General features: G+C 68.7%; 26 protein-coding genes and 1 pseudogene. 15 read left to right on the top strand and 12 right to left on the bottom strand.

The features are described from left to right. Window positions 1-50 precede the first annotated feature (50 nt). Window positions 51-2879, top strand: coding sequence for a LuxR family transcriptional regulator (locus tag BIV25_RS35470; protein WP_071376624.1), 2829 nt, complete (start codon window positions 51-53; stop codon window positions 2877-2879). A 180-nt stretch (window positions 2880-3059) separates the two neighbouring features. On the opposite strand, the gene BIV25_RS35465 is transcribed toward BIV25_RS35470, so the two are convergent. After that, complete coding sequence (locus BIV25_RS35465; protein ID WP_079177077.1) at window positions 3060-3641, bottom strand: UbiX family flavin prenyltransferase; 582 nt, start codon at window positions 3639-3641, stop codon at window positions 3060-3062. A 298-nt stretch (window positions 3642-3939) separates the two neighbouring features. On the opposite strand from BIV25_RS35465, the gene mdlC reads away from it, so the two are divergent. Continuing rightward, complete coding sequence (gene mdlC / locus BIV25_RS35460) at window positions 3940-5550, top strand: benzoylformate decarboxylase (protein ID WP_071376623.1); 1611 nt, start codon at window positions 3940-3942, stop codon at window positions 5548-5550. A gap of 48 nt (window positions 5551-5598) precedes the next feature. Here mdlC and BIV25_RS35455 read toward each other — a convergent pair whose 3' ends face one another. Then, window positions 5599-6051, bottom strand: coding sequence for a MarR family winged helix-turn-helix transcriptional regulator (locus tag BIV25_RS35455; protein ID WP_071376622.1), 453 nt, complete (start codon window positions 6049-6051; stop codon window positions 5599-5601). 113 nt (window positions 6052-6164) lie between these two features. Between BIV25_RS35455 and BIV25_RS35450 the strand changes: the two genes are divergently transcribed. The 4 genes from BIV25_RS35450 to BIV25_RS35435 all read left to right on the top strand — a co-directional run bounded on the left by BIV25_RS35450 (window position 6165) and on the right by BIV25_RS35435 (window position 11255). Continuing rightward, window positions 6165-6764: a non-oxidative hydroxyarylic acid decarboxylases subunit B gene (locus BIV25_RS35450; protein WP_079177076.1), complete on the top strand. Its 600-nt coding sequence runs from the start codon at window positions 6165-6167 to the stop codon at window positions 6762-6764. Next, window positions 6764-8266 (top strand): UbiD family decarboxylase, encoded by a 1503-nt coding sequence (locus tag BIV25_RS35445; RefSeq protein ID WP_071376621.1) that lies wholly within the window; start codon window positions 6764-6766, stop codon window positions 8264-8266. The genes BIV25_RS35450 and BIV25_RS35445 overlap by 1 nt, the downstream gene beginning before the upstream one ends. Window positions 8267-8618: 352 nt before the next feature. After that, entirely contained in the window at window positions 8619-9251 is a 633-nt protein-coding gene (locus BIV25_RS35440; protein WP_071376620.1) for a UbiX family flavin prenyltransferase, read from the top strand. Between the two features lie 783 nt (window positions 9252-10034). After that, window positions 10035-11255, top strand: coding sequence for an aromatic acid exporter family protein (locus BIV25_RS35435; protein ID WP_143076748.1), 1221 nt, complete (start codon window positions 10035-10037; stop codon window positions 11253-11255). On the opposite strand, the gene BIV25_RS50530 is transcribed toward BIV25_RS35435, so the two are convergent. Next, on the bottom strand, window positions 11201-11737 hold the full coding sequence (locus BIV25_RS50530) for a hypothetical protein (protein WP_143076747.1): 537 nt from the start codon (window positions 11735-11737) through the stop codon (window positions 11201-11203). The genes BIV25_RS35435 and BIV25_RS50530 overlap by 55 nt on opposite strands. 19 nt (window positions 11738-11756) lie before the next feature. Next, entirely contained in the window at window positions 11757-12422 is a 666-nt protein-coding gene (locus BIV25_RS35430) for a TetR/AcrR family transcriptional regulator (protein ID WP_071376618.1), read from the bottom strand. 209 nt (window positions 12423-12631) lie between these two features. Between BIV25_RS35430 and BIV25_RS35425 the strand changes: the two genes are divergently transcribed. Next, a complete protein-coding gene (locus BIV25_RS35425) occupies window positions 12632-13408 on the top strand; it encodes an SDR family NAD(P)-dependent oxidoreductase (protein WP_071376617.1) in 777 nt (258 codons plus the stop codon). A gap of 355 nt (window positions 13409-13763) precedes the next feature. Here BIV25_RS35425 and BIV25_RS35420 read toward each other — a convergent pair whose 3' ends face one another. Next, window positions 13764-14270 carry a DUF6640 family protein gene (locus tag BIV25_RS35420; protein ID WP_107486498.1) on the bottom strand — a complete coding sequence of 169 codons (507 nt, stop codon included), beginning with the start codon at window positions 14268-14270 and terminating at the stop codon, window positions 13764-13766. Between the two features lie 145 nt (window positions 14271-14415). On the opposite strand from BIV25_RS35420, the gene BIV25_RS35415 reads away from it, so the two are divergent. Next, window positions 14416-15351 carry an Lrp/AsnC family transcriptional regulator gene (locus tag BIV25_RS35415; RefSeq protein WP_371273103.1) on the top strand — a complete coding sequence of 312 codons (936 nt, stop codon included), beginning with the start codon at window positions 14416-14418 and terminating at the stop codon, window positions 15349-15351. Window positions 15352-15499: 148 nt separating this feature from the next. Here BIV25_RS35415 and BIV25_RS35410 read toward each other — a convergent pair whose 3' ends face one another. Beyond that, window positions 15500-16237 carry an SDR family NAD(P)-dependent oxidoreductase gene (locus BIV25_RS35410; protein WP_071376615.1) on the bottom strand — a complete coding sequence of 246 codons (738 nt, stop codon included), beginning with the start codon at window positions 16235-16237 and terminating at the stop codon, window positions 15500-15502. An 88-nt stretch (window positions 16238-16325) separates the two neighbouring features. On the opposite strand from BIV25_RS35410, the gene BIV25_RS35405 reads away from it, so the two are divergent. Together BIV25_RS35405 and BIV25_RS35400 are read left to right on the top strand one after the other, a co-directional pair. Further along, entirely contained in the window at window positions 16326-17036 is a 711-nt protein-coding gene (locus BIV25_RS35405; RefSeq protein WP_071376614.1) for a GntR family transcriptional regulator, read from the top strand. Window positions 17037-17274: 238 nt separating this feature from the next. Then, entirely contained in the window at window positions 17275-18624 is a 1350-nt protein-coding gene (locus BIV25_RS35400) for a hypothetical protein (protein WP_177235527.1), read from the top strand. A gap of 396 nt (window positions 18625-19020) precedes the next feature. On the opposite strand, the gene BIV25_RS35395 is transcribed toward BIV25_RS35400, so the two are convergent. The 4 genes from BIV25_RS35395 to BIV25_RS35380 form a co-directional block, all read right to left on the bottom strand. Further along, the gene (locus BIV25_RS35395) at window positions 19021-20007 is read right to left on the bottom strand and encodes a major capsid protein (protein WP_256256737.1); all 987 of its coding nucleotides are present in this window, start codon (window positions 20005-20007) and stop codon (window positions 19021-19023) included. Window positions 20008-20065: 58 nt separating this feature from the next. Next, window positions 20066-20482, bottom strand: a complete 417-nt coding sequence (locus BIV25_RS35390) for a K structural protein (RefSeq protein ID WP_071376612.1) — start codon at window positions 20480-20482, stop codon at window positions 20066-20068. A 108-nt stretch (window positions 20483-20590) separates the two neighbouring features. After that, the gene (locus BIV25_RS35385; RefSeq protein WP_071376611.1) at window positions 20591-21277 is read right to left on the bottom strand and encodes a hypothetical protein; all 687 of its coding nucleotides are present in this window, start codon (window positions 21275-21277) and stop codon (window positions 20591-20593) included. Between the two features lie 143 nt (window positions 21278-21420). Continuing rightward, window positions 21421-22185 (bottom strand): bifunctional 2-polyprenyl-6-hydroxyphenol methylase/3-demethylubiquinol 3-O-methyltransferase UbiG, encoded by a 765-nt coding sequence (locus BIV25_RS35380; protein ID WP_071376659.1) that lies wholly within the window; start codon window positions 22183-22185, stop codon window positions 21421-21423. Window positions 22186-22651: 466 nt separating this feature from the next. Between BIV25_RS35380 and BIV25_RS53510 the strand changes: the two genes are divergently transcribed. Together BIV25_RS53510 and BIV25_RS53505 are read left to right on the top strand one after the other, a co-directional pair. Then, entirely contained in the window at window positions 22652-23203 is a 552-nt protein-coding gene (locus tag BIV25_RS53510) for an NAD(P)/FAD-dependent oxidoreductase (RefSeq protein WP_071376610.1), read from the top strand. Then, the gene (locus BIV25_RS53505) at window positions 23200-23589 is read left to right on the top strand and encodes an NAD(P)/FAD-dependent oxidoreductase (protein ID WP_071376609.1); all 390 of its coding nucleotides are present in this window, start codon (window positions 23200-23202) and stop codon (window positions 23587-23589) included. The genes BIV25_RS53510 and BIV25_RS53505 overlap by 4 nt, the downstream gene beginning before the upstream one ends. Here the strand turns inward: BIV25_RS53505 and BIV25_RS35365 are convergent. Beyond that, window positions 23565-23834 carry a hypothetical protein gene (locus BIV25_RS35365; RefSeq protein ID WP_071376608.1) on the bottom strand — a complete coding sequence of 90 codons (270 nt, stop codon included), beginning with the start codon at window positions 23832-23834 and terminating at the stop codon, window positions 23565-23567. The genes BIV25_RS53505 and BIV25_RS35365 overlap by 25 nt on opposite strands. Before the next feature lie 316 nt (window positions 23835-24150). Here BIV25_RS35365 and BIV25_RS35360 point away from each other — a divergent pair, with 316 nt between their 5' ends. Both BIV25_RS35360 and BIV25_RS35355 read left to right on the top strand, forming a co-directional pair. Next, window positions 24151-24420 carry a hypothetical protein gene (locus BIV25_RS35360; RefSeq protein WP_071376607.1) on the top strand — a complete coding sequence of 90 codons (270 nt, stop codon included), beginning with the start codon at window positions 24151-24153 and terminating at the stop codon, window positions 24418-24420. 146 nt (window positions 24421-24566) lie between these two features. Further along, window positions 24567-24944: a hypothetical protein gene (locus tag BIV25_RS35355; protein WP_071376658.1), complete on the top strand. Its 378-nt coding sequence runs from the start codon at window positions 24567-24569 to the stop codon at window positions 24942-24944. A 72-nt stretch (window positions 24945-25016) separates the two neighbouring features. Here BIV25_RS35355 and BIV25_RS48140 read toward each other — a convergent pair. Continuing rightward, a pseudogene (locus tag BIV25_RS48140) lies at window positions 25017-25846 on the bottom strand (IS630 family transposase); the annotation flags it as partial. 112 nt (window positions 25847-25958) lie between these two features. On the opposite strand from BIV25_RS48140, the gene BIV25_RS35350 reads away from it, so the two are divergent. After that, window positions 25959-26585, top strand: a complete 627-nt coding sequence (locus BIV25_RS35350) for a hypothetical protein (RefSeq protein WP_071376606.1) — start codon at window positions 25959-25961, stop codon at window positions 26583-26585. Window positions 26586-26851: the final 266 nt, after the last annotated feature.

Here is a 26851-nt window from a genome sequence, read left to right as displayed (position 1 = left end):
CGTGCGGTCGCCGTTGTGCCGTGCTATGAGCGGACCCTATCCTCACCAATGTGGCGACTTCCGAGACCCGGAGGCATCCCGCGCAGCCCGCCGGCTGCGGCTCTGGCGGTCTCGTGGGGCGCGCGGACGAGCTGGAGCTGATCGACTCGCTGCTCGCCAACGAATACCGCACCGAGTACGGCGCCGTCGGCCCCGCTCTGCTGCTACGCGGTGGCCCGGGGGTGGGGAAGACCACGCTGCTTGATGTCGCCGCGGCTCGTGGAAGCGCCGCCGGCAGGCGAGTGCTGCGCGCCGGCGGTGTGCAGTTCGAGGCCGGGATCAGCTTCGCGATGATCCATCAGATGTTTTACTCGCTGCGCCCGGAGGCCGATCGGTTGCCCGAACCGCAACGGGACGTTCTCCGTCGCCTCTTCGACCTGACGCCAGAAGCTCTGCCGGACCCGCTGACCGCCGGGACGGCCATACTCGCCCTGCTCGGCGCAGCCGCCGCCGAATCACCGCTGCTGCTGGTGGCCGACGACGCGGCCTGGATCGACCCGGCCAGCGCCACGGCGCTGGCCTTCGCCGTGCGCCGGCTGGCCCAGGCTTCCGTGGTACTGCTGGCCGCCGCCCGCACCGGGCTGGAAGGGCCTCTCCACCACGCCGGGCTGCCGGAACGGACGGTGCCACCCCTGGACGACCAGGCGGCGACGGAGCTTTTGAAGACCCGGTGGCCGGAGCTGGCGCCGACCGTGCGACGCCGACTGCTCGCCCAGGCCGCGGGCAACCCACTCGCCATCCAGGAACTGCCCACGACACTGAACGACCGGCAGCGCTCCGGCGCACAGCCACTGCCCGGTGCGCTGCCCCTGTCCGAGCGGCTACTGGCCACCTTCGTCCCTGAGCTCGATCAGCTGCCCGGCTCGACCAGAAAGGCACTCCTGCTGGCCGCACTGGCGGCCGACGACGACCTGGACACCATCAAGGCCGCCACCCAGGGCTCCCTGGACCTGGACGACCTGGCCCCGGCACAGCGGGCCCGTATGGTCCACGCCGACACCGCCTCCGGACAGGTCACCTTCAGCCATCCGCTGACACGCTCGGCGGTCGTGTACCTGGCCCCGCCGGGCGAGCGCCGGGCCGCGCATCAGGCACTCGCCGAGGCCCTGGCCTTCGACCCCGAGCGGCAGGCGTGCCATCTGGCCGCGGCCAGCACCGGACCCGACGAGACGGTGGCCCGGGCGCTGGACAAGGCGGCCCTGCTCGCGCGGCGCCGCGGCCGTGCCTCGACCGCGGTGGCGACCTTGGTGCGCGCGGCGGAACTCAGCCCGCACCCCGGAGACCGGTCCCGGCGCCTGGTCGAGGCCGCCCACCTCGCCACCATGGCCGGACAGCTCGACCAGGTCACCTGGCTGCTGGCGGACGCCGGGCAGACCCCGCAGACCCCGGATGCGCTGGTCTTCGCCGCCACCGCCCACCTGCTCACGAACGACGAAGGCGACGTTTCCGCCGCGTACCGGCTGCTGACCCGGGCGCTCGACGCCGGCGAGGACGCCGGGCCGGACTCCTGGGACAGGTACGGCATCCTCTACGCGCTGCTGCTGGTCAGCCTCTACACCCTGCGGCCGCAGGCGTGGGAGCTGCTCAGGAAGGCCATGGTCCGCTTCGAGCCTGAACAGGTCGTCTCCTTCCAGCTGTGTTACGACGCGTATGTCGACCCCACCCGGACCTCGGATTCCATCCGGGACGGCCTGGCCTGCGCCTTCGCCGCGCTCCCGCCGGCCGCCGACCCCTGGGAGGTGATTCCGCTGGCCTTCGCCGCGGTCGCGATGGACACCCTGTCCGACTACCGCTACGCGGTCCGCGGCATGATCGAGCGGGAACGTGACGGCGGCGCCATCGCCATGGTGGTGCCCGCACTGATGCTGCTCTGCCAGGACTCCTACGTGCACGGCCGTTGGGACGAGGCCGAGAACCTCGCGTACCAGGGGCTGGAGCTGGCGACGGGCTACGGCTACTCGTTCTGGGAGCGGCAGATCCGGGCCGTGCTGGCATCCGGTGCCGCGTTGCGCGGCGACGTGGACCTGGCCCGGGCCCGCAGCAAGGAGACCACCACCTGGGCAGCGCCCCGCGGCATGGGCGTCACCCTGGCATACGCCCGATCAGCCAGCCATCTCGCGGCCATGGGCCAAGGCGACTTCGAGGAAGCCCACACCCAGGTGGCGCAGATCGACCCGCCCAGCGCCCCCAGCGCAGGCATCCCCAACCGGTGGGTGGTGCTCGACCTGGTCGAGGCGGCGATGCGCACCGGCCGACGCGAGGAGGCCCGCGCACACGTCGTTGCCGCCCAGCAGGCCGGCCTCCACCGCATCGGCACGCGCATCGCGATCATCACGGCCGGAGCCGCGGCCGTGGCCGCGGACGACGACGAGGCCGGCGCCCTGTTCGAGGCGGCCCTGGCCCTGCCGGAAGCCACCCGCTATCCCTGGGAGCAGGCACGCATCCAGTTCGCCTACGGACAGTGGCTGCGCCGCACCCGGGACACCGCCCACGCTCGCATCCAGCTGCATGCCGCCATGGAGACCTTCGACCGGATCGGCGCGCGAGCGATGGTGCAGCGCGCCCGCAACGAATTGCGCGCCACCGGCGTGGCCGCCACCGCGCGATCGGACACGACAGCGCCGGAACTGACCGCCCAGGAACGGCAGATCGCCGAACTGGCCGCCACCGGACTCACCAACAAGGAGATCGGCGCCCGGCTGTTCCTGTCCCACCGCACAGTCGGCTCCCACCTGCACCGGCTCTTCCCGAAACTCGGCATCACCACCCGCGCCGCGCTACGCACCGCACTGGAGGCCCGCGCCTCCGAAACCGATTCCGCCGGTGAATTCCAGTCATAGACGCGCAAGGACATGATCGGCCTGTACCTCTGCTCATGTCGCAGGTAGGGATGCACCCGGGTGGCCGGCGGCCGCAGCAGATCCGAGTCGTTCCGGCCGATCCCCTCGATGTCCCCGAGCGCTTCGAGTTCGCAGAAGCAGGCACGGAGGTCGGTGGTCCAGGACATCGGTGCTGGTTCCCTACCGTGCGGGAGAGTGGCGCATGCCGTGCCGGCGCTGTGCCGACGGCACATGAAGGTCCAACTGGTCCAGGACGCGGACGACGACATGGCTGACCGGATCCCGGAACATCTCGGGACGGTTGTAGAAGGCCGGTATCGGAGGGACGATCCTCGCCCCCATGCGCGAGAGCGCCAGCATGTTCTCCAGGTGGCTCTCACTGAGTGGGTCCCGTGCCACGAGTACCAGCCGACGTCCCGCCTTCAGTGTCACGTCGGCCGCACGGGCAATGAGTCCCTCGGCACAGCCGGTGCATATGCCGGCCAGCGTCTTCAAGCTGCACGGCGCGATGACCATGGCGTCCACCGGAAATGATCCCGACGAGATCGGCGCGCCCTGGTCGTTCCACGCGTACGTTGCGTCCGCGAGGTCGGTGACCTCGTGCGCCGACAATCCGGTCTCCAGCCGCACGGTTGTCCTGGCCCACGGCGACAACACCAGATGGGTCTCCACATCCGGCTGCTGCCGCAACCGGCGCAACAACTCGATACCGAATACGGCCCCCGTCACCCCCGTCATCCCCACGATCATTCTCCGTGGCATGGGTATCCACCGCCTTCGCATGCGATCACTTCGAGCGGAACGACCCACGCATCGTGAATGTCCTGAGTGCGAACGAGCCGCTCGAGACGGGCTACGTCCGATTCTCATCCCGCGGCGGGGCCGTTCCGCATGCGTCAGATGACTGAAGAACCCGGGAGCGGTCGTACAGGAAGGCGACTGGCTCAAGTCGATGCAGTCAATCGACCGAAGACGAAGCCGTGAGCCGCGACGTAGTTTCGCGCTGAGTCGATGCTCTGAGTTTCCCCGTCGACGCTCCGTACGGCCGAAGGACGCCATCATGACCGAGAAGTCCACTGTCCGCAGCGTCACCTACGACCTGCTGCGCTCCCTGCAGCTCACCACCGTCTTCGGTAACCCCGGTTCCACCGAGCAGACGTTCCTGCAAGAGTTCCCCGACGACTTCCAGTACGTCCTGGCCCTCCAGGAAGCGTCGGCCATCGCGATGGCCGACGCCTTCGCACAGGTCACCCGCCGCCCGGCATTGGTCAACCTGCATTCCTCGGCGGGCCTGGGCAACGCCCTGGGCAACCTCGTCGCCGCCTACCGGGGGAACACCCCGCTCATCGTCACCTCAGGGCAGCAGCACCGGGAACTGCTGATCGGCGAGCCCTACCTGGGCAACCGAGAGGCGACCACGATGCCCAAGCCCTGGGTGAAATGGTCGTACGAGCCCGCCCGGGCTCAGGACGTCCCCGAAGCCTTCCTGCGCGCCTACGCGGTCGCGCTCCAGCCCCCGACGGGACCGGTCTACCTCTCCATCCCGATGGACGACTGGAACCAGCCCCTGGCCGGCTTCACCCGGACCCGCACCGTCAGTGACCGGGTTGCCCCGGACCCCGTGCGGCTGCGTACGTTCGCCGAGCGCATCTCTGCCAGCCGTCGACCCGCCCTGGTTTTCGGACCCGAGGTGGACCGCGCCGGTGGCTGGAACGCGGCCGTGGCCTTGGCGGAGAAGCTGCGCGCGGCCGTCTACGGTGCCCCGCTGCTGGACCGCGCTTCCTTCCCCGAGGACCACCCCCTCTTTGGCGGCCCACTGGGCATGTCGGTGAAGACCATCAGCGACCGGCTGGCCGGACACGACCTTGTGATCGTGATCGGCGCCGAGGTCTTCCGGTACTACCCCTACGTACCCGGCGACTACCTCCCGGCCGGCACCGAACTGCTGCACATCACCGCCGACCCCGCCGTCGCCTCGTACGCACGCATGGGCGACAGCCTCCTGGGCGACACGAAAACGGCCATCGAGCTGCTGTTCGACCTGGTCGAGGAGGGCGCGGCACGCACCGCACCCGAACCCGTGCCACGACCCCGGCAACTCCCCCAGACCCCCAGCAGCCCACTCACTCCGCCGGAGGTCTACGCCACCCTGAGCAAGATCAGGCCGCCGGATGCGGTCATCGTCAACGAGTCGACCTCCACGATGGCGCAGCAGATCGAGTGGCTCCCCACCACCCGGACCGGATCGTTCTTCGCCACGGCCAGCGGCGGTATCGGCTGGGGTACCCCGGCGGCCGTCGGCGTCGCACTGGGCGACCTTGCGAACGGGGTCAGCCGGCCGGTGATCGGGTTGATCGGTGACGGCTCCTTCCAGTACTCCGTGCAGGGCATCTGGACAGCCGCCCAGCACCAGCTGCCGATCGTGTACGTGGTCATGCGCAACCAGGAGTACTCCATCCTCAAGTCCTTCGCGGTCCTGGAGGAGACCCCGGGCGTGCCGGGCCTGGACCTGCCCGGTATCGACATCGCCTCCCTGGCCCGCGGCTACGGCTGTCGCACCGCCGAGGTGGAGACCACGGAAGAGCTGGAAAAGGCGTTCAACGCAGCCCTGCACGCCGACACCACCACGGTCATCGTGGTCTCCACCCAGCCCCAGAAGGCCATGCTGTAGCGCTGGTTCAGAGCACGCCAGGGCACCCCGTCCTCTCTACTGGTTCCCTCACTGCGGCTGCTGGTCACGGCCTGCGTCTCCGAGTTCCTTGAGTAGCAACGTCAGGGTCGCGAGCCGCTCGGGCCCGAGCAGTTCCTCGATCCACCGGCTTGTCTCCTGGGCCTGTCGGCGGCCCAGGGCAGCGCGTTCATGCCCGGCAGGCGTCAGCGTGACCAGTTGCCGACGGCGGTTGTGGGGATCCGTGCTCTTGGTGATCAGGCCGCGGGCGACGAGCCGGTCGAGAAGGGGAGTGAGCGTCGACCGGTCGACCGCGGCGAGTGAGCCGAGGGTCTTCTGGTCAAGGTCTCCGTGCTCGCCCAGGACGTGCAGCACGGCGAACTGCGGGGGTGTGAGGTCGCCGCTGCGCTGCTGCCACGAGGCGTTCACCGCCTGCGAGGCGCGGCGTAGCTGGTGGGCCATGCCGTCTTCCAGCGTCCCGTCGTATCGCGCTCCGGTCGTCATGGCTCCAGATTACCTCCGTGCACTGTGATTCCGTACACGGACTATTTGCGAATGGAAGCGTCGCGCGCTAGCTTGTTCCGTGTACGGACTTACCGTGTACGAAAGGTGGCCCCATGTCCCGACGTGTGATCTTGGGGATGACTGGAGCGACCGGCGCCGTCTTCGGTGTCGAGCTGCTTCGCCGGCTGCGGGAGCAGCCGGACGTGGAGACCCATCTCGTTCTGTCTCAGTGGGCCAGGGCGACCATTCATCTGGAGACCGACCTGTCGGTCCGTGAAGTCACCGACCTGGCGGACGTCACCTATGCGTGGAACGACCAGGGGGCGGCGATTTCGTCAGGGTCGTTCCGGGCCGACGGGATGATCATCGCGCCGTGCAGCATGAAGACCCTCGCCGGAATCCGGACCGGATACGCCGACGGGCTCATACCCCGTGCCGCCGACGTCACGCTGAAGGAACGGCGCCCCTTGGTGCTCGTGCCGAGGGAGACCCCGCTCAGCGAAATCCATCTCGAGAACATGCTGGCGCTCTCCCGCATGGGAGCGAGGATCGTGCCGCCGATGCCGGCCTTCTACAGCCGTCCGAAATCCATTGACGAGCTCGTTGAGCATGTCGTTGTCCGTGTGCTGGATCAGATGGACATCGAGGTGTCCTCGGCGCAGCGCTGGGACGGAATGCCTCGTCCCTCCGAACTGAAAGGCGTAAGTAACTGATGTCTGAAATCAATGATTTCCGGTCCTACATCTCCGCGCTCGAAGGGCTGGGTGACATCCAGCGCATCTCGCGTGTGATCGATCCGAACCTGGAAGCGTCGGCCGTCACCCGGCGGTCCACCGAGAACGGCCGACCCGCCCCGTTCTTCGAGCACCTCAGCGGAGTCGGCGAAGGGTTCCGCATGATCGGCGCCCCGGGCGCCCTGTCCAGCATTCCCGGGCATCCGCTGGCACGAATCTCGGTCTCCCTCGGCCTGCCCTACACGACGACCGCCGCCGAACTGGTGGAACACCTGAGGGCAGCAGGTACCAAGGACCTGCTCCCGCCGCGGCGGGTGGCGGCCGGCTCGGCGCCGTGCAAGCAGAACATCCTGACGGGTGACGAAGCCCGTCTCGACCGATTCCCCATCCCGCGCGTCCACCAGGACGACGGCGGCCCCTACGTCAACACGTGGGGTGTGATCGTCGCCAGGACACCCGACGGCCGGTGGACGAACTGGTCCATCTCCCGGATCATGAAGATCGACGACCAGCACATGACCGGACTGGTGCTGCCGAGCCAGCACCTCGGCATGATCTGGCGCGAGTGGGAGGCCATCGGTAAGCCGATGCCCTACGCCCTCGTCCAGGGCGGCGACCCGGGCATCGGCGTCGTCGGCGGCATGACCGTCCCGACCGAGGTCGACGAGGGCGCCTATCTCGGAGCGGTGCTGGGCAAACCGGTCGACGTGGTCAAGTGCGAGACGAACGATCTGGAGGTACCCGCCTCGGCCGAGGTCGTCATCGAGGGCCACCTGTCCGCAACGCGCGATGCCGTGGAGGGCCCCTTCGCCGAGTTCCACGGCTGGGCGCTGCCCGAGACATCCCCGCAGCCGCTGTTCAGCATCGAGGCGATCACCTACCGGGACGACCCGATCTGGCCGCTGGCCGCCGCCGGACGGCCCGTCGACGACTCCCACGTCGCACCGGCGGCCGGCATCTCCGCGGAGGTCGTCGCCGAACTGCGGAAGGCGGGGCTGCCGATCACGACCGCCTGGCTTCCGCTCGGCGCCGCCTGCTTCTGGACGGTGATCACCGTCCCCCAGAACTGGCGGGACCAGTTGCCGGGAATGGACACCGCGCGCTTCGTGCACCGCATCGGTGAAGTACTGAACGGCACCCGGGTCGGCCGCCTCTCTCCGGTCGTCTACGTCCTCGACGACGACGTGGATCCGTCGAACGACTCGGACCTGCTGTGGGCACTGGGTACCAGGGTGCACCCGTCGCTCCGGCAGGAGCAGTGGCACGGGCCGATCATGCCCTGGTACCCGTGCTTCACCGAGGAGGAACTGCACAACGGCTGGGGAGCCGTCGTCGTGCATGACGCCCTGCTCCCGGCGGTGGGCAGCGGACGCGTTCCGCCCGCCACGTTCGACGGCGTCTTCCCCGAAGACGTGCGCGCCAAGGTCCTAGCCGCCGAATCCGAGTCGGCAGACGACACCGGCTCCGGCGCGTCGCGCTGACACCTGCGTGCCTTGACCGCCGGAGGTGCGTCACCACCAAGTCACTGGCCCATCGCACGACCGGCATGCTCGGCTGCTGGTCTCGCGGGGACCCCAACCCTTCGAGACCGGCCGGCTGCCGTCGGGCGGCATCGGCACTCGCCGTGTGCTGGACGCCGCCTGGGCGATCGAGAAATCACGAGAGGCCGCTGATCGAGTGACCCACCGGATTCGGTGATCATGTCGCGAGGTACCGATCAACGTGCGTGACGGACTGGCGGGGCAGCCGTGCTCGACCACAGGCGTCGAGACGTCACTCGTCCGGCACGAGTCAATGCGGTTGCCGGCCCGGTGAGTCGAGAGAGGGGCACTCGTGACCCAGCAGAATGTGACGGTTGCCGTCACGGGAGCGGGCGGCACCGGTGTGGCCAAGGCCCTGCTCGCGGCACTTCAGAGAGATGACCGGGTGGGTCATGTCGACCTTCTGGTGTCGACCAACGGGCGCAAACTCGTAGCCTTCGAATTCCAGAGCGGCGAGGATCCCGACTCCGTGGTCCGGGCCCTGGAGGCGACGTCGCCGAAAGTACGCTTCCTGGATCCGTCCGACATGGCCGGACCAGTGACCAGCGGCAGCTATCCGAGCGACATGATGATCATTCTGCCGTGCGCGGCCGGTGTCCTCGGACGCATCGCTCATGGGCAGTCCGAGAGCCTCATCGAGCGAGCCGCGGACGTGATGCTGAAGCAACGGCGCACACTCGTCCTCTGCCTCCGCGAAGCGCCGCTCAACCTCATCCACCTTCGCAACATGGTTGCCGTCACGGAGGCGGGAGCCACCGTGTACCCCATGATCCCCACGTACTACAACCTGCCCGAGACGCTGGCGCAACTGCGGGACGAGTTCATCGAACGCGTCCTGCAGTTCATGGGTCTCTCCAGCACAGATCGCTATCAGTGGGACGGCAGCGATACGGCGGCACGACGCAAGCACAGCCGCGAGCGTTGACGGTCGTTGCGCGAGCGGCGCCGCGGAGGCCGACCTCGCTCGGGGACGAGCGACGCCCCCCCCCGGTGCACGGGACCGGATCTGGCCGTCAGGGACCCGAGTGCGCGGCCGGGGTGACCCGCGCTGGCGCCGGCGGCCAGGTGTCGGGGGCCAGGATGTCTGCCGTGTAGGCGCTGGCGACCAGAGCCGGCTTGCCGGAGACACCCCGGCGTGCTTGAGGTGGTAGTTGACCCCGTCCGAGGTGAGGCCGAGAGCCGAGGCGGTCTGTCCGTGGTCGCCCCGCCAGCGGTCAGAGCGAGCATGCGGGCCTCGGTGCCACCGGCCGCGGCGGCGTGCGGCCGCGGCCGCACGCACCGGGCAGACGGGTCCGCTCGCTGGGCGAAGAGGACCCGGGCCCCGCCCGCACCCCGCACACCACGGCCGGTCCGGCTCGGCGGCCTCGGCCCTTGGCCCGATGTCCCCGACGACGAACGGCTGCGGGCCGCAACCCTCCTGCACCTGGCGGGGAGGCCCAGCGTTGCCTGCGTCCTGCCGGAACCTGACCCACGCGCCCCGATCCAGCCAAGAAAGCCGTCCCTCCGGCATGAGCGCCGGGCCGCCAGCCCGCCCGCGCACCGCCCAGATGCACCTGCAACCGGCCTTCTGATCCGCCGCATCGGTCACTCTCTGCAAACTCGGATCGCAAACCCGATGAACTCCCCCATCGGTGCGATTACCCAAAATAAATGCAATACGTGAAGTGCGTCACTGAAGGATTGGCCAGAATGGTGCATTCTGCATCAAATGCACCATATGATCCTCGATTGGCCGCGTGAACGCGCAGCGGTGACAGCGCGAGCCAGGACGGCGGCACGGCGACCGATCGACGCGCTCCGCGCGAGCAGCGGGGAGCATGTCCTGCGCCATGGCGTGAAAAGCTTGATCGCGGCGGCCCTCACCTGGCAGCTCATCGCCTTGTGGCTACCGGGGCAGCAGCAGTTCCTGGGTGTGGCGGTTGCGTTGGTCATGGCCAACGAGTCCACGGTGTACAGCTCGGTGGTCCACGCCGTGCGCCGGGTGCTGATCCAGGTGGCGGGAGTGTCCTTGGCCGTCGCCGCCGCCTGGCTGCTCGGGGCCACCGCCGGAGCAGTCGTGGCCGTTCTGACGGTGGTCCTGCTCACCGGCGGGCGCCGCAACGGGGAGGACCGGCTCCAGGTCGCGTCGACCGCGGTGATCACACTGACGGCTGCCGCGGCGGCTCCGGTGGGACACGTCGTGCCCCCGACGATCGCCACTCTCACCGGCGCTGTGCTGGGAGTCGCGGTGAATGCCTTGATCCTTCCGCCGACCTATCTCAGCCAGTCCGACACCGCCGTGCGCAGCCTGGCCCGCACTATGGGCACGCTGTTGCAGGACATGGGCCGTGGCTTGAGGGAAGAACGGTGTCAGAGTCGCGCCCACGTCTGGCTCGAGAGGGGACGAAACCTGGAGCAGCAGGTCGCGGGAACCCGCGACGAGGTGCAGAAGGCCGCGGAGAGTCTGCGCTGGAACGCCCGGGCCGCCCACCGGCACCACATGTTCCCGGTCTACGAGCGCGCATTGGAGATTCTCCACATGGCGTCGTATCGGGTACGAGGCATCGCCATGACGCTGGCTGAGAACGCCGGCCAAGAGGAGGACAGCGGCCTCCTCAGGCAGGACTTCGCCGCCCGATACGGGGAGGCTCTTGTGCTGACAGGACAGGTGTTCACCGCGTACGCCGCCGCAGGGCCGACGGTCGGCCCGGCTCAGGCCGATGCCCATCGGCAGTTGCGCGTGGCGATCGACCGAACGTTGGGCTGGCATGCCAGGGTGACCGATCTGATGGAACGGGGGGCCCTGGGCAAGCTGGACGCGTGGCATGTCTACGGATCGCTCGTCGCCGATATCGAGCGTCTCCTTGCCGACCTGGACAGCGTCAAGCCACCGCTTCAAGACACGGAACCGGCCGGAACGGGCGACGTATGTGGTGCATGGCGACGGTGATGCGATCGAACATCCGTCATGTTGAGCAGCGTGGCATTGATCCTGTACGAGCAGCACACATCCGGCACTACCGGTAAGCGGGGTCGGCAGTCGTCGAGAGCGGCTCGTTCGGCGGCCAGGCGCCGGAACGCGGGCTGGGCGACTGCTGCGGAGCCAACCGCGGCAAGGACCCTGCCGTCGGCCCCGCGGCGGGCGGACGGCAGCGGGTGGCGGTCGATCAGGCCGGTGGCCCGGTTGCGCCAGAAGAGATTTCCCGGCAGATTCGCCTGCGACAGGTAGGCCGCGACCCGGCGCAGGACCTCGTTCTCCTGCTCCAGCAGCTTGATCCGCTGACGCGCGGCCCGCAGTCTCGCCTTCTCCTGCACGGTCGCTCCTGGCTTCACCTCGTTCTCGATGTCCGCGAGGCGCATCCACTTCGACAGATGCCAACCAATCGTGCAGCAGACCCGCCGGCCACCGCAGAGGACACGAACATCACCCAACCGGGCTCTCCGGCCGCCGTCACGCTTCGTCCTGGGCGGTGTGCAGGTATGCGGTGAAGTCCCGGGAGGCGGGGGCCGGGGGGAGTTGGCTGGTGCCGTTCGGGTGCATGCCGTCGAGGAAGACACGCACGTGGCGGGTGGCGAGGGCGATGGCCTCTTCCGTGGGGAGGTAGGGCAGGGGGCGGCAGGCCAGGGCCGCGGTGGTGATCAGGTCCACGGCTGTCACGTCCGCGCGGATGAGGCCCTGGTTGCGGGCGACGGTCAGAAGGTCCTCCAGGAGGGGGGCGATCTGGCGCTGGAGTGCGAATGCCTCGGGGGCGTCGGTGACGGGACCGCCGATCAGGGGGAGGACGAGCATGTCCCGCTCGTGCACGAGGTGCAAGAGGAATCCCTCGATGGCGGAGAGCGGGTCCTGTGGCGCGGCCTCCAGAGCAGTGCGGGCGGCTTGGAGTACCAGGTCGAAGCCGTCGACGACGACTTGCCGTATGAGGGCGTCGCGGTCGGGAAAACGCCGATAGAGGGTGGCGATGTTGACCCCGGCGCGACGGGCGATCTCGTCCAGCGGAGCGGACGTGCCGAGTTCCCGGAAGGCGTCGCGTGCGGCGGCCAGTACCTGGGCGCGGTTGCGGGCCGCGTCCGCCCGCAAGCGCGGGGTGCCGCTGTCCGGGGAAGCGCTTGGGGTCACCGTCGGTCCGTCCTTCCTGGTCTGTGCTGGCGGACGCATCGAGACTACGGCAGCACCTACTGGAATAAGTGAAGGATTTCCTGCGGTTGATGGTAGTGTCGGATACGCCGGTCGCGGGGCCGCCTGCCCCGGGTCGGCTTCTGCTGGGCGTCGCAGGTGCCGCCTGCGGTCCCACCCGTACCGCGAATGAAGAGAAGTGGTGACATCCCGTGCGGAACGCGCGTTTTGAAGGCAAGGTGGCTGTGATCACCGGTGGCAGCGGGGGCATCGGCGCTGCGGTCGCTCGTCGACTGGCCTCCGAGGGGGCCGCGGTGGCCATCGGCTATCGGGGCAACAAGGACGCAGCGGATGCGCTCGTCGACGAGCTGGCGGCCAACGGCGGCCGGGCGATCGCCGTTCAAGCTGATGCCGCGGACGCGGAACAGACGCAGGCGCTGATCGATCGAGTGGTGACCGAGTTCGGCCGACTGGACGTCCTCGTGTCCTGCGCCGGAATCGAGCACTTCGACGCTCTGGAGAACATCACACCGGACGACTTCGACCGCGTCTTCGCGGTCAACACGCGCGGGCAGCTCTTCGCTGTCCAACACGCCGCCGCACACATGGGCGCAGGCGGCCGGATCGTGCTGACGTCGTCTGTCAGCGCCTCCAAGGCGTTCTTCGGCCATACCCTCTATGCCGCCAGCAAGGCGGCAGTGGAGGCGATGGTGCTCAACCTGTCAGCCGAACTGGGTGAGAAGGGCATCACCATCAACGCGATCGCCCCGGGCGGTACCGCCACCGCCATGGCCGTCGAGTACGGGGCCGGCTACCTGCACCCCGAGCTCGCCGGCAAGACATCGCTCTCCGACTGGCTCAAGACACAGGTGGCGCTGAAGAGGCTTGCCGAGCCGTCCGAGGTCGCCGCCGGCTACGCCTTCCTCGCCTCCGATGACGCGGCTTACATGACCGGCCGCACCCTCCAGTACGACGGCGGGATGTTCTAGCAGGCTGGCCAGTGCCCCTGGGCCAAGGTCCCGGCTTCCCTGGTCGTGCGGCGTCACGCCCTTCGCCTGCTGGTGGCAGCAGCCCAAGGGCCCCACCGTCTCCAGCCTGGCCGCCGCGGCATTCGAGACCGCCGGCCACCCCCGTCCCCGTGACGGGACATGGTGCCACTGATGGCCGGTGACACACACGGGCTGTCGGCGTGCTGCGCCGTCTTCGGCGCGGTCCTCGCAGGCTTCCTCTTCGCCGTGTCCTCGCACCAGATCGTCCGCGCCTGGCACCGGCTGCTCGGGGCGCATCGATGCCGGCCCTCTCCGCCACCTCCGGCGCGATCACGCTGCCGGCCACTCCTGACCACTAATCAGCTCCCCGCGCAAGACGCCGACTCTCCAGGTAGTAAGCCAGAACATTCAGCGCCAGTGAGGCGCCCGCGACGACGGTCTGCGGGCCGCGGACCCTGGGCGGCCTCACCGGTACCTGTTCCTCCTGTTCCTGGCCACTGTCCGGCCCGGACACCCCGGCGTCCGCCCGGTCAAGCGCGGACGCGGGCCACGGCCCGTCACACAGGGCCGTTCCCGGGAAGAGGGTCGACGACAATTGCGTGATCCAGTAGACGGACGCGGCGGCGGTGCTGACCTGCAGGCGATCCCGGGTCCAGGGGCCGCGGCGCCCCCACAGCGTGTAGAGGCCGGCCGTGCCCACCGCGGTGCCCATGCTCATGGTCTGAGCGTTGTGGAACTTGGCGTGCGGCGGCCAGTTGGGGTTGTAGATGTGGGTCTCGTTCCAGTCGAAGAAGTAGCTGCCGCACGCCGTCACGAGCGAGGTCAGGGTCAGCAATGTCTTTCCGGTGCTGATCCTGGTCATAGAAGCCTCCTTGAGTGGATGGTGAGGGGCTGAATTCTCCATAGCCTGGAGCACATTGATGCTCGGCCCTGGGCGGGCCCAGCGCCCAGCCGGCCGGTTGTAAATGGCGATTTTCGACATAGGCAGGCCTGAAGTGGCGATATCCGTGACGTTCGACGAGCTCGACCTCAAGATCATCCATGCGCTGCAGGTGGACGGGAGAGCACCTTTCAGCAAGATCGCCGGCGTGCTCGGACTGTCCGACCAGACCGTGGCCCGCCGCTACGCCTCCCTGCGCTCGGCCAAGAAGATCCGTGTCACCGGCCGCACCGACCCGGCGCGAGTCGGCGAGGTCGCATGGTTCGTCCGGGTCCGGTGCACCCCCGACGCCGCCCGGCCCATCGGCGAAGCACTGGCCCGCCGGCCGGACACCTCATGGGTGAAACTGACATCCGGCGGCACTGAGATCGTCGCCATCGTGCGGGCGCCCACCAGCCACGACAGCGAGACACTCCTGCTGGGAAAACTGCCCCGTACCCCGCGCGTGATCAACGTCAGCGCCCACTGCCTGCTCCACGTGTTCTTCGGGGGACCACAGGGCTATGTCCACGCACTGTCTCCCGAGCAGGTGGCCCAGTTGGAGTCCCCACGCGCCGCGGCCGGGCCCCAAGTCGACCTGGACGACACTGACAAGCAGTTGCTGGCCCTGCTTGAGCGCGATGGCCGCACGGATGTCACCGCGCTGGCCACGGCCACCGGCCGGCCCGCGACCACCCTGCGGCGCCGCCTCGCCGACCTGAGGGCAAGCGGGGCCCTCTACTTCGACGTCGACTTCGACTACCGCAGCCTCGGCATGGCCCACCAGACCATGCTCTGGCTGTCGGTAGCCCCGGACCAACTGGTCGCAGCCGGTCAGGCCCTGGCCGCCCATCCCGAGGTCCCTTTCACCGCCGCGACCACCGGATCGACGAACCTCTTCGCCAGTGTGCTGTGCCCGGACCCCAGCGCCCTGTACACCTATCTCACCACCAAAGTCGCAACCCTTCCCTCGGTCCACGACATGGAAACGGCCCCGGTCATCCAGACCCTCAAGAACTCATGAGTCCAGCAGGTCTCTGACACCCGGCAACACCGGCCAAGACGATGGCCAGGACAACGAGGGGCACCTCGACCGGGGCAATTGTCCGAAGGCGTGCCCCCAGGTATTCCCGCCGCCGGTGGCCCGCACGAAAGCCCGGTTCAGCACGTGGTCACCGGGCCGCGTAGGCGCCGCCGTTGACGTGGATCACCTGGCCGGTCAGGTGGCCGGAGTCGGGCCGGCTGAGGAAGAAGATCGCCTCTGCGATCTCGTTCGGGGTGCCGGGCCGCCGGTTGAACGCGGCGGACACCCGTGCCGCGACCCAGTCCTCGGACACCGTGCCGGCGAAGAACTCTGTGTCCAGAGTGACCCCCGGTGCCACGACGTTGGCAGTGATCCCACGGGGACCCAGCGTCCTCGCGGTCTCGACGTTCCACGCCTCCAGGGCGGCCTTGGCCGCGCCGTACGAACCGGATCCCTGCTTGGCGGCCACCGAACCGAGGGTGACTATACGTGCTCCGTCCGCCAACCGCGGCTTGAGCGCCTCGGTGATCAGGACCGTGGTGAGGACGTTGGCTTCGAAGTTGCCCCGCCACGCGTCGGCCATGCCGGCAAGGTCGCCTGCGGCGACGGGTGGACGGCGACGGTCGGTGTTGCCGCCGGCGTTGTTGACCAACACGTTGATGGTGGCCGGCAGTTGGTCGAGCGCCGTCTGAACGGCGGCCGGGTCGGCGGCGTCGAACGCGGTGTGGGTCACCCCCAACCGCTTGGCGGTGGTGGCCAACACGTCACTACGTCGGCCCGTGATCGTGACGTCGTGCCCGGACTTGGCGAACAGTTCTGCAGTGGCGGCGCCGATGCCCGTCCCGCCACCGGTGATGACGACGCTGCGCTTCATCGAAGAGGTCATGGGCCAGAAGTCTCGATCCCATATATTCGAGGAGTCAATAGATTTTCGAACATCCAAAGCCACTTCGAAGTTGTGTATCCTGCCGTCCATGTCAACCAACGCGAAGACCCGCACGGACGAGGTGCACGCCCGGCTGCGGGCCGACATCCTCGGCGGGCGCTTCGCGCCGGGCGAGCGGCTCAAGTTCACGCCGCTGTGCCAGGCCTACGACGCCAGCGTCGGGCTGATCCGGGAGGTGCTCAGCAGACTGGCCGAGCAGGGATTGGTGCTGGCCAACCCGCAGGCTGGTTTCCAGGTCACGCCGATCTCCATCGACGACCTCCTCGATCTGACCCGGACGCGGACGGACATCGAATGCCTGGCCCTCCGGCGTGGCGTAGAGCGGAGCGACACGGCCTGGCGTAGCCAGCTCGTTGCGACCCATTTCATCCTTGCCGAAACGCCTCGCCGCGACGCGTCCGCTCCAACCCGCGTCACCCCGGCGTGGGAAGCCGCCCACGCGAAGTTCCACTACACACTGCTTGCCGGGTGCGGCAGCCCTCGGCTCTACGCGATCGCGACGGCACTGCGGGACAGCGCCTGTCTCTACCGCCGCTGGTCGGAAGTGATCGACCCGTCCGACGCCGCGCGCGATCCGGCCCAGGAGCACGCCACCATCTTTCAGCACGCGATCGACGGCGACGCCGACTCCGCCGTTGCCGCACTGGCCGCGCACATCGAGCTGACCACCACGTTGATCGTGGCCTCGCGCACCCCTAGCGAGGCGGAGTGCGGGGTACGAGGTGACCTTTCTGACTAACGCACCAGAAATGGGGCTCCTTTGTGCCGCAACCGTTAGGCGGCGACCCGTCCGGCCGAAGGTTCAATACACCCATTGAGGACCTGCCGTCGGAGACCCTCCACGGCCCCTTGGCCTCGTCCCGGGACCTGCGACATGTCCCGGGCAGCCCTGGTGCGACCGCTGCCAGCAGCGGTGGGTTGCCTGCAGCGGCTGCGGCACCGTTGCCCAGGCCCGCAGCGGCACCTGGGAGGCACAGTTGTGCGCGAAGTGCACCAACCCCGACCCGGACTTCTGGGGCCGCTGCCCGGTCTGCACCATCACCTGGCAGCTCAGCACCCGCCCCTGTCAGCGATGCGTCCTCGACCGGCAAGTACGCGGCCTTCTCGGTGACGCCACCGGAGCCATCTGCCCCGAACTAGCCCCGCTCCACGAGGCGTTGACGAGCACCGAGCGCCCCGACGTCGCCTTCGCCTGGATCTCCCGCTCCAAGGCCCGTGTCCTCCCGGAACGCATAGGCCGCGACGAGCGGCCCGTTACCCACGAGGTCCTCGACGAACTGCCCCCGGGCAAGGTGCTGGCCTACCTGCGCAGTGTCCTGGTCGCGACCGGCTCCCTGCCACCGCGCGATGAGCGGCTCGACGCCCTGGAGAAACGGATCACCACGACCGTCCAGGCCCGCATCGACCTCGCAGAGCGCCGGATCCTGCACGGCTCCGCGGTCTCGCACCACATGCGCCGGCTCCGACGCCGCCTCGGTGATGACCACACCACCCGGCTCCAGGGCCTGAACGTGCGCTGCCACGTCACCGCGGCGAACAACTCCCCCGCCTGGCTCGGCGGCGAAGGGCTCACGCTGGGGACCTGCACCCAGACGGACCTGGAACGCTGGATGGCCGACCCCACGGTCAGTTACCCCGACGAGACCGGCCACTTCGTCCGCTGGTCGGTACAGCACCGGCATGCTCGCGACCTGGCCTACGGCACCGTCCGCTGGACAGGCCCGCTCAGCACCATCGACAGCGAGAAACGCTGGGCCGATGCCCGGCGCCTCCTCAACGACGACACGCTGCCGACCCCGGACCGCGTCGCGGGACTGCTGCTGATCCTCTACGCACAGAAGATCGCCACCATCAGCCAGCTCACCGTTGACGACGTCCACTTCGACGGCGACACCGTCGCCATAACGTTCGGTACCTCGCCGGTCGTCCTCCGCGCGCCGCCGGCCACCCTGGTCCGCGAGCTCGTCGCGACCGGCCGCGGCAAGGCCGAGATCGGCACCCCGGCCGACGTTCCGTGGCCGTTCCCGGGCGGACACCCTGGGCACCCTCTCACCGACAGTCAGATCGGCATCCGTCTCCACGAGATCGGGATCCGCCCCAAGCAGTACCGCTCCAGCGCGCTGTTCACCCTCGCCACCGAAGTCCCGGCTGCGATCCTCGCCCGGACGCTCGGCGTCCCCATCAAGGTCGTCGTCCGATGGCAGAAGGCATCCGCCGGGACTGGGCCGCCTATGCCGCTGAGGTCAGCAAGCGTCGTCGAGACTGATCCCGGCTTCATCGGCGCCTCGTGGGCAGCACACGAAAGAAGTCTGCCAGCGCACGAATGATCGCTGGACGTTCGCTGGGAGTCGTACCACGCAACGTGACCACAAGGCTGATCAGGCGGATCACAGGAGCGATGGCAACGACAACAATGAACACGAGCGGATCGATGCTGGAAAGGAAGCCCACAGCAACCCCTTCAGCCTCGCCCAGCTGAAGGATGAGGGGCTCCCTCTGAGCAGGAGCGTCTCGATCTCCAACCGAACCAGGACATGACTGATCGGCTGAAGGTCTCTCCCGCCAGCGTTGAGGGCTGACCGACAGCGCCGGGGAAAGCTACTCAGACCCGTGATGACGACGCTGCCGCGAAGGGATACTCCCCTTCCTACAAGCACGGAAGGTAGCACTGCGGGCACACCCTTGGGAGGGCATTCGGACAGTTCCCATACCCGCCTCCACCGTTAGCGCACAGCCGGGGCGGCATCCACGATCTCCTCGACGTCGAGACGGCCCGCGCCACCATCGACACCGTCGCCGACCTGAATGCCGCTCTCGAGGACGGCGTCGGCATCCTCCCTCACGATCTCCGGATCGGAGCCGCGGGAGAGGACCAGGGCCTCGGCGGTCACGCCGAGCATGGTCTGCGCCCGCTTCTCCCGCTCCGGCGGCACCAGGATCCACAGGTCCTCCGGCAGCGCCTTGCGCGGCTTGCCGTCCACCCGCACCTGCGCCTTGTAGAACATCACGGGCGACAGACCATAGTTGCCGCGCACCACGTCGATCTGCTGCGAAGTCAGCGTCGCCGTCGGTGTCGTCGACGGCGACACGGAACCGTAGTACGCCGCCCGGTAGGCGTTGTTCGCGGCTAAGAAGCTGAACGCCTTCCGGCTGGTGAGCACCAGCTCCGGTTCCGGGGCGCCGACGTCGTCCAGGTGCTGGATCCACCGCAGCTCGTCCGCGATCGGGTCGGAGGCCGGATCGGACCACGGGCGCGCGGCGACGGGCATGTTCTCGGCAGGGACTTTCCAGTCCACCTCCAATGTCAGGCCGTTCTTCTGCACCAGCGAGAACTTGCCGTCCGCGAGGACGTCGCCGACGGTCGGCTCCAGCCGGGACCGGAGGCCTCGACGTGCCGCTCGACGTCGTCGTGCAGCAGCTCGATCAGCCGGTCCTGCTGCGCTCGGCGGGACTTCCAGCAGGATCTGCTCCTGCTCGCCCACGACGAGCTTCTGTCCGAGCGCGGGCAGCGCGCCCTCACGGGAGGTCTGCCACGCCTCGCGCGTCGCGAACGGCACCGGCGCGTCGAACGCGCGGTACTTCGCCACGTTCACGTAGCGGCCGGAGTCCTTCACCCGCCACTGGACCTCCGGCAGCACCATCGTCGGGAAGATCGACTGGGTGAGCAGCAAGTCTGCCGGGCTCGGTATCGCCCGTGCGAACGCCGTCAGGTCAACGGCCTGGACGGCCTTCAGCAGGTCCTGAATCGTCGCAGCTCAGACCCCCTGTTCACACGAAGCGGACCTGTGCACCACGCGGGTGCCAGGTCAGCTGCGACACGTCGATGCCGCCCGGGACCTTCGAGGCGCGCACCGCACCGTGCCACAGCAGGGCGGCCGGCACCCGCGTCCGGCCCGGCGCGAACGGGACCTCGGCGAACACGAAGCCGCGCAGCACCTGTCGGCCGCACGACGCCTCCGGGTCGTAGGGGCCGTACAGCTTCGACTCGGCGACCTTGGGCACCGGCACACCGGAGAAGACCCGGCCGTACGGCTCGCACCCGTCCCCGCACTGGTGATGCACGCCCTCGGTGAACAGGTTCAGGTCGAGGGTGATCGTGTCGGTCGAGTCGGTGCCGTGCAGGGCGGCCAGCCACTCACGGTTGGCGGTCAGATGCTCGGAAGTGGAAACGGGCTGAACGGACATGCTCTGTCTCCATCGACGTTGCGGTCAGCTTCCGCGCACCGCCCACGAGGGTGATGCCGTCCACGAAGTCGAAGGGGTGCGGTCCCAACGGCGTGAAGCGCCCGCAGGTCAGCGCGCGTCACCGGATTCGGCCACCAGGCCGCGACGGCGGGCCGTCTCCAGCCCGGGCCGTGCCCGGCCTCGGCGGCGGAGCCGTCCGCGTCGGGGCGCGCCCGGCCGGAGCCGCCGGCACCAGGGGAGTACGGATCTGGCCGAACAGCTCCGGGCGCCGCGCACGCAGTGCCTCGGCCGCAGCCTGGATCTGAGTCTCGTCCGCGTCCCCATCCAGATCAGCAGCCGTTCCGCGTCCGTCAGGTCCTCACCCGACGCGCCCAGCGCCACCAGGGCCCCGCGGCGCAGCGCCGCCCGCTCCCGCTCGGCCGCCGGCTCTTCACGCCGGACGGCCTGCATCTCCCGGTCGGCAGCGGCCTGTTCGCGTCGTTCCACGTCGGTCAGTGCAGCCTGCTCGGCATCACGCTGCGCGGTCACGAACTCCGCCAGCGCCTTGGGGGTGTCGAAGCCCAGCGTGGCCAACAGGCGTTGGATCGCTGCGCCTTCGCCTTGCGCCTTCTCCCGAGTGAGTAGTTTGCCCGGACGGTCCTGGGTGACCGTCACCTGGGGCTCCGGGCCGCCGTCGCCGGTATCGCCGAGCTGGTCGTTCGTCTCGTCCTCCGAGCAGGCACCGAGAATCCGGTAGATCGGCCGACCGTGACGGCGAAAGCCGACAGGGTGACGGGCGGGCAGGGGCCGGGCCATGCAACTCCTCCAGCGCGCGCCCCCGCGCTACCGGTCAGTGTAGCCACCCCCACCGACACCCGCCCGGCCGCACACTTCCTTGCCTTCGTCGGCATAGCCGCAACCCTCATTGTCTGCCGCCGACTGAAGCGACGAAGCGCCTGTCACAAGCGGGAGAACACGGCCACGTCGTAGCGTTCGAGGACTGGCCGCGACTCGCCCAACGCCTCGCTCCGAGCCGCGGCCTTCAAGCGGACAAGGCCCTGGTGGAACTCCTCATCGGTGAGATGAGTGAACTTCGACTGCGGCCGACTGACCAGCCGGGCGTGGTACTCCGCCAGGCTCGCTGCGACCGGCAGGGCAAAGGAAGTGACCTCGTCCAAGGTGAACCCGGCAGAGGCGAAGTCGGCGACCACTTCCTCTTCGCCCGGGAAACGCCGCTCGTCGATCGCCCGGAGCTGCGGCCAGTAGTCGTACACCAGCGCATCCAGCCGTTCGCGGAACGTGGTGCGGACGACCGCTCTCCCTCCGACACGCAGCACGCGGACCAGTTCCCTGGCTGCTCGCGCGCGGTCGGGGATGTGATGGATCACGCGTGACATCAGGGCCAGGTCGAAGACGCCCACAGCGGCAGGCACCGCCTCTGCCTCCCCCGACAGATACCGCACCGCGGGGTGCGAATGAAGCCGTCGGGCCTCAGCGAGCATCAGCTCAGACGCATCAAGGGCCGTCACCTCGCTTCCCTCGATCCACCGAGCCATCGCAGCCGAGAAGACGCCCGTTCCCGATCCTATCTCGACGATGGACGGCGATGACCGCTGCACATAGGAAGCGATCAGCTCGACCCAGGCCCGCAGCGAGGCTTCGGGCATCTCGTTGCCACGCTCGTAGGCGCCAGCCAGTCGCTCATCGTCATAGACACGGCTCATGGAACCGATCCTCACCCGGGGATCACGCTCAGACAAGAACGCCTCCGCACGCCGCAGGCGCCAAGGGAAACGACGACTCGGCGGTGTTGGGCGCCGGATCGGCGCTGGCCTCACTGGGGTACGAGCGCGAATGCCTGCTCAACGAGACCTTGTTCCCATGCCTCCAGCTGGATCTCCCTACCGGCCAGAGTCCACGCGGTAAATTGGCCGGGTACCCAGATAGCAACGCCGTACGCGGACAGGCCGACGTTGATGACCCTCCAGTTCAGCCTGCTGGGGGGCAAGCCGTCGCCGTTGGCCAGGCGCAGGTCGTCGCCTTCGGCATAGACGTACAGGCCGGTTGAGGAGTCCTGATGGTGGTTAGGTCACCGAACTCGCCGAGCGGCTGGGTCTGCCCACCATCGCATCCCGCCCGCACTACGACACCGTCATCGTCGGCGCGGGACCTGCCGGTCTCGCCGCGGGTGTGTACGCGGCGTCGGAAGGGCTCTCCACACTCCCGCTGGACGCCGAGTCACCCGGCGGGCAGGCGGGTACCTCCAGCCTCATCGAGAACTACCTCGGCTTTCCCGCCGGGCTGTCGGGCGGCGACCTCACCCGGCGGGCGCTGAGCCAGGCGGGGCGGTTCGGCGCCGAGTTGCTCTCTCCGATGGAAGCAGTCGGGCCGCGTCCCGTGGGCCCCACGAAGATCATCACCCTCGCCGACGGCTCGGAGATCAGCGCCGAGACCCTGCTGCTCGCCACAGGCGTGTCGTACAACCGCCTGGACATCCCCGGCGCGGAGCGGTTCGAGGGCGAAGGGCTGTACTACGGAGCTGCGACGACCGAGAGCAGTTCCTGCATCTCCCACCACGTGTTCATCATCGGCGGCGCGAACTCCGCAGGGCAGGCGGCCATTCACTTCGCGAAGTACGCGGCCGGGGTCACCGAGCTGGTCCGGGCCGACTCGCTCGAAGCCGGCATGTCCCAGTACCTCGTCGACGAGATACAGCGGACGCGCAACATCGAGGTGCGGTGAGCACCCGGGTCCTCGCTCTGCACGGTAACCAGCATCTGGAGCACATCACGCTCATCGACGACACGACAGGGGTCGAGACCGAGGAGCAGGCGAGATTCGTCTTCACCTTCATCGGTGCGCGGCCACGCACCGGCTGGCTGGCCGGGGGCGTGGAGTGCGACGAGCACGGCTTCGTGCCGACCAGCCCCGATCTGCTCGTTGCCGGCAAACCTCCTGCCGCTTGGCCGCTGGCGCGCGATCCCTTGTTGCTCGAGACCAGTGTTCCGGGAGTCTTCGCGGCCGGCGACGTGCGCGCTCATTCGATCAAGCGGGTGGCTTCCGGTGTGGGCGAAGGAGCCATGGCCGTCGCGCTGATCCACCGCTATCGGGCGTCGCCCGGCCAGTAGAGAGGGCCGGAGGGGCGGGCCCGCACGCACCGGTTGGGCACCAACAACGCTGCGGCCACGGCGCGCGGCACCCCCGTCAGTGCGATCCAGTTGCTGACGCACCCCAGGTCAACGTTGCCGGCGTAGGCGGCCGGAGCCCCCAGGACGTCGAGCCCACCGAGGGCGGAGACCAGTACCGCCCAACCCAGCCACCGCGGCACGGAGCCGCACAACGGCACCACGGTGCGAGCCGGTGTGCCCGCCATGGCCACAGGCCCACCAACAACGGCACACCCAACGGAACACCGGCGCCTTCCACACGTCCGGGCCCCGGTGATGACCGTCACCTGCGGCCCGCTGTCCGGCTTCGAGCTGTTGGCGGAATTCGAGGCGACAGGCAGCGCGGTGGTGCCGGCCACCCGGGTATGGCCTTCGAAGGGCCCTGGTTGAGTTCGCCGATGAGCTGAGCTCAGCCCATCGGCGGCCGGCCTGCAGCCCTTCCGCCCAGCAGGCTTCGATCCCAGGCCGTACGCTATGGCGCCCATCATGCGGTGGGGGAATCGCCCGATACGGGTCCGGTGTGTGGCGGCAGCGTACGTGATCGGGTTCCTTGAAGGGACAGGGTGGCACGCGTACTGCCTCGCGACCGGCGGGCTGCACGCCTACGGCTACGCTCCCCTGCTCATCCAACTGCTCTATCTCCAGCCGGTCGGGCTGCTGCCGATCACCCTTTTCGGCCTCTTCGTCCTGCTCACGGCCTCGCCACTGCGACGAACCCTGAGATCCGGCGATGACGATCCCCGCGACGCATCCCGTGCCACGACCAACGTCACGGACGGCACGTCAGCCTAGAAGACCGTCCGTCACAGAACTTGCCACTTCGGCCTTCTCGGGGGCCCTGGGGGATGACGGGGCCCAGTGCTGTGACCGGGTTGGTCACCGTGATCGGAAGCGGCTCGCGGGACGAGCGCACGCGCAACGGCTGGTATTACTGGGGCATGCAGGAAGAGACAGCACGCTCCGCGATCGACACGTTCATCTCCGCGTTCAACGCCTCGGACGACAGCTATGTGACTGCCCTGCTCTCCCAGGCCCTGACCTCGGACGTGGTCTTCTGGGGACCGTTGGGCCGCAGCGAAGGAATCGCGGCGGTCGAGCGGTTCGTGCTGGACATCCGGCGCCACCCGGCGGGGACCGGCACGATGGTGCGCTGTTCGGCGGTGGACATGCCTGACGAATGGGCCCGGTACCAGTGGGTCTTCACCACGCCGGATGGAGGCCCCCGCCTGGCGGGAACGGACGTCGTCCATCTGCGGCGGAGCCTCATCGACCAGGTCATCGTCTTTGCGGGGGATATCGAGCCGTCCGCCTCCTGAGCCGTCCTTCTGTCACTGTCCTTCTCGTGAACTTGTCTTTTTCGGCACTCGAGGGTTGCGGTTCGCGGTCGGTCAGGCCGCGGCGTTGAGGAGGCGTCCGCCCCAGCGGATGCCCTTCTCGCTGCGGACGCGGGCGCGTTCCTTGCGTTGGGCGGCAAGTACGTCAGGGTGGCGGGCGTTGGGTTGCGCCAGCGCAGGTAGCGGTGCAGCGCCTGGGTTTGCGTGGGGCGGCTGCGGTGGTGGGAGCTGGCCAGGGTGAACTGCCGCAGCGGGCCGAAGCGGGCCTCGATCGGATTGGCCCAGGAAGCGTAGGTCGGGGTGAAGCACAGCTCGACCTTGTTCTTCTTCGCCCAGCGGCGGATGTCGGCGCCGGTGTGAGCGGAGAGGTTGTCCAGGATGATGTGGACCGGGGCGCCGTCGGGTCGGGCGGCGCGGATCGACTTCAGCGCGGCCAGGGTGTTGGCGGTGCCCTTGCGACGTCGGTTGACATCCCGCAGGCAGTCGTCCACAGAGCAGCAGCCGTGGAAGTAGGTGACGCCGTGGGTGCGGCGGTAGGTCGCCGGCAGCCGGTTTGGCTTGCCCTGCTTCGCCCAGCAGGAGCCTGCGGTGGGCCGGACCTCCAACGGCCCGAACTCGTCGAAGGCGAAGACCCGGTCCGGGAAGTGGTCCAAAACCTCGATCCGGTCGAGCTTGGCGTCGCGATGAGGGTCGGGGGATTCCTTCCATGTCGTGGTGCGCTGGAAGGTGATGCCGCGGCGCCGGAGCAGGCGCCGTGAGGCTTCACGGCCGATGCGGATGACACGTCCGTGCACTTCCCGCGGGTAGGCGGCGAGTTTGCGGATCGGCCAGCGGGTGAAGGGCTGGCCGAGCCTGGTGGGGCGGGTGGTGGCCGTCCGGATGACGAGGTAGGACGCCCGGAGCCGACAGCAGTTTCCTGCAGCGCGCGGTGCGGAGGGACGAAGTCAGGTCACCCCGGTCCTCCTTGGGCGGCGATGTCGAACTAGTCTTCGGACCATGGCCTTGCGACCTGACGAGTTCTACGACCACGCGCTCGCCGCTGCGGATGGTGAGCGTCGGCTCCCGCTCGCGCGCATGACAGGGTGGGATATCAGCCCGTTCGAACCTGACGGATTGCGCGTCGCCCCGCTGCGCCCTCCGGTCCTGCCCGAGCCTGCGCGACACGGCGAGGACCCGTCGAACTGCGACGCGTGTCGTGCCCAGGACGATGGAATCTGGTTCAACGACAGTTGGCGGCTCACCCGGATCACGGGAGTCGGCGTGCCGCTGGTCCTCATGCTGCATCCGCGTGAGCACTATGACATGGCCGACCTGCCCGATGAGCTGGCAGCCGAGCTGGGCGTCCTGTCCACTCACATCGTCCGCCACGTGCAGGCCCTGCCACACATTTCCCGAACCCACGTCTACCGCATCGGGGATGGAGGCGCACACCTGCACATCTGGTTCTTCGCCCGGCCCGAGGGACAGACCCAGCTGTACGGATCATGGATGCCCGTCTGGGACGATCTGCTACCGGAATATCCGGCAGATGTCGCAGAGGCAGATGCGGCGATCGTGGCAGACGCATTGGTCGCCTCCGTCGGGGGTCGTCGCTCGGCTGCCGGCGAATCGCCGCACGACTGATCCGGCCAGCGGACGACGGGACCTCCACCTTGATCGTGGACATCTCGACACTGGATCTCGAGTCCGGGGAGAGGAGTCCCGGGTGGGGGCCCACAAGTACGCGGCGGAGTTCCGGGCCGATGCGGTGGCATTGACCTGTTCGTCGGGTCGGCCCGTGTCACGCATTGCTGCATAGCTCGGCGTGAGCCACGAGGCGCCGCGGCAGTGGATCAAGACCACGGAGAACACCGAACGGCCCGAGGCTGTCGCGGAGTCCGAAGGACACG

It is taken from the genome of Streptomyces sp. MUSC 14, assembly GCF_001866675.1.
Lineage (GTDB): Bacteria > Actinomycetota > Actinomycetes > Streptomycetales > Streptomycetaceae > Streptomyces.
The sequence above is the reverse complement of the archived record's forward strand: the minus strand, read 5'-3'. Positions and strand labels throughout refer to the sequence as shown.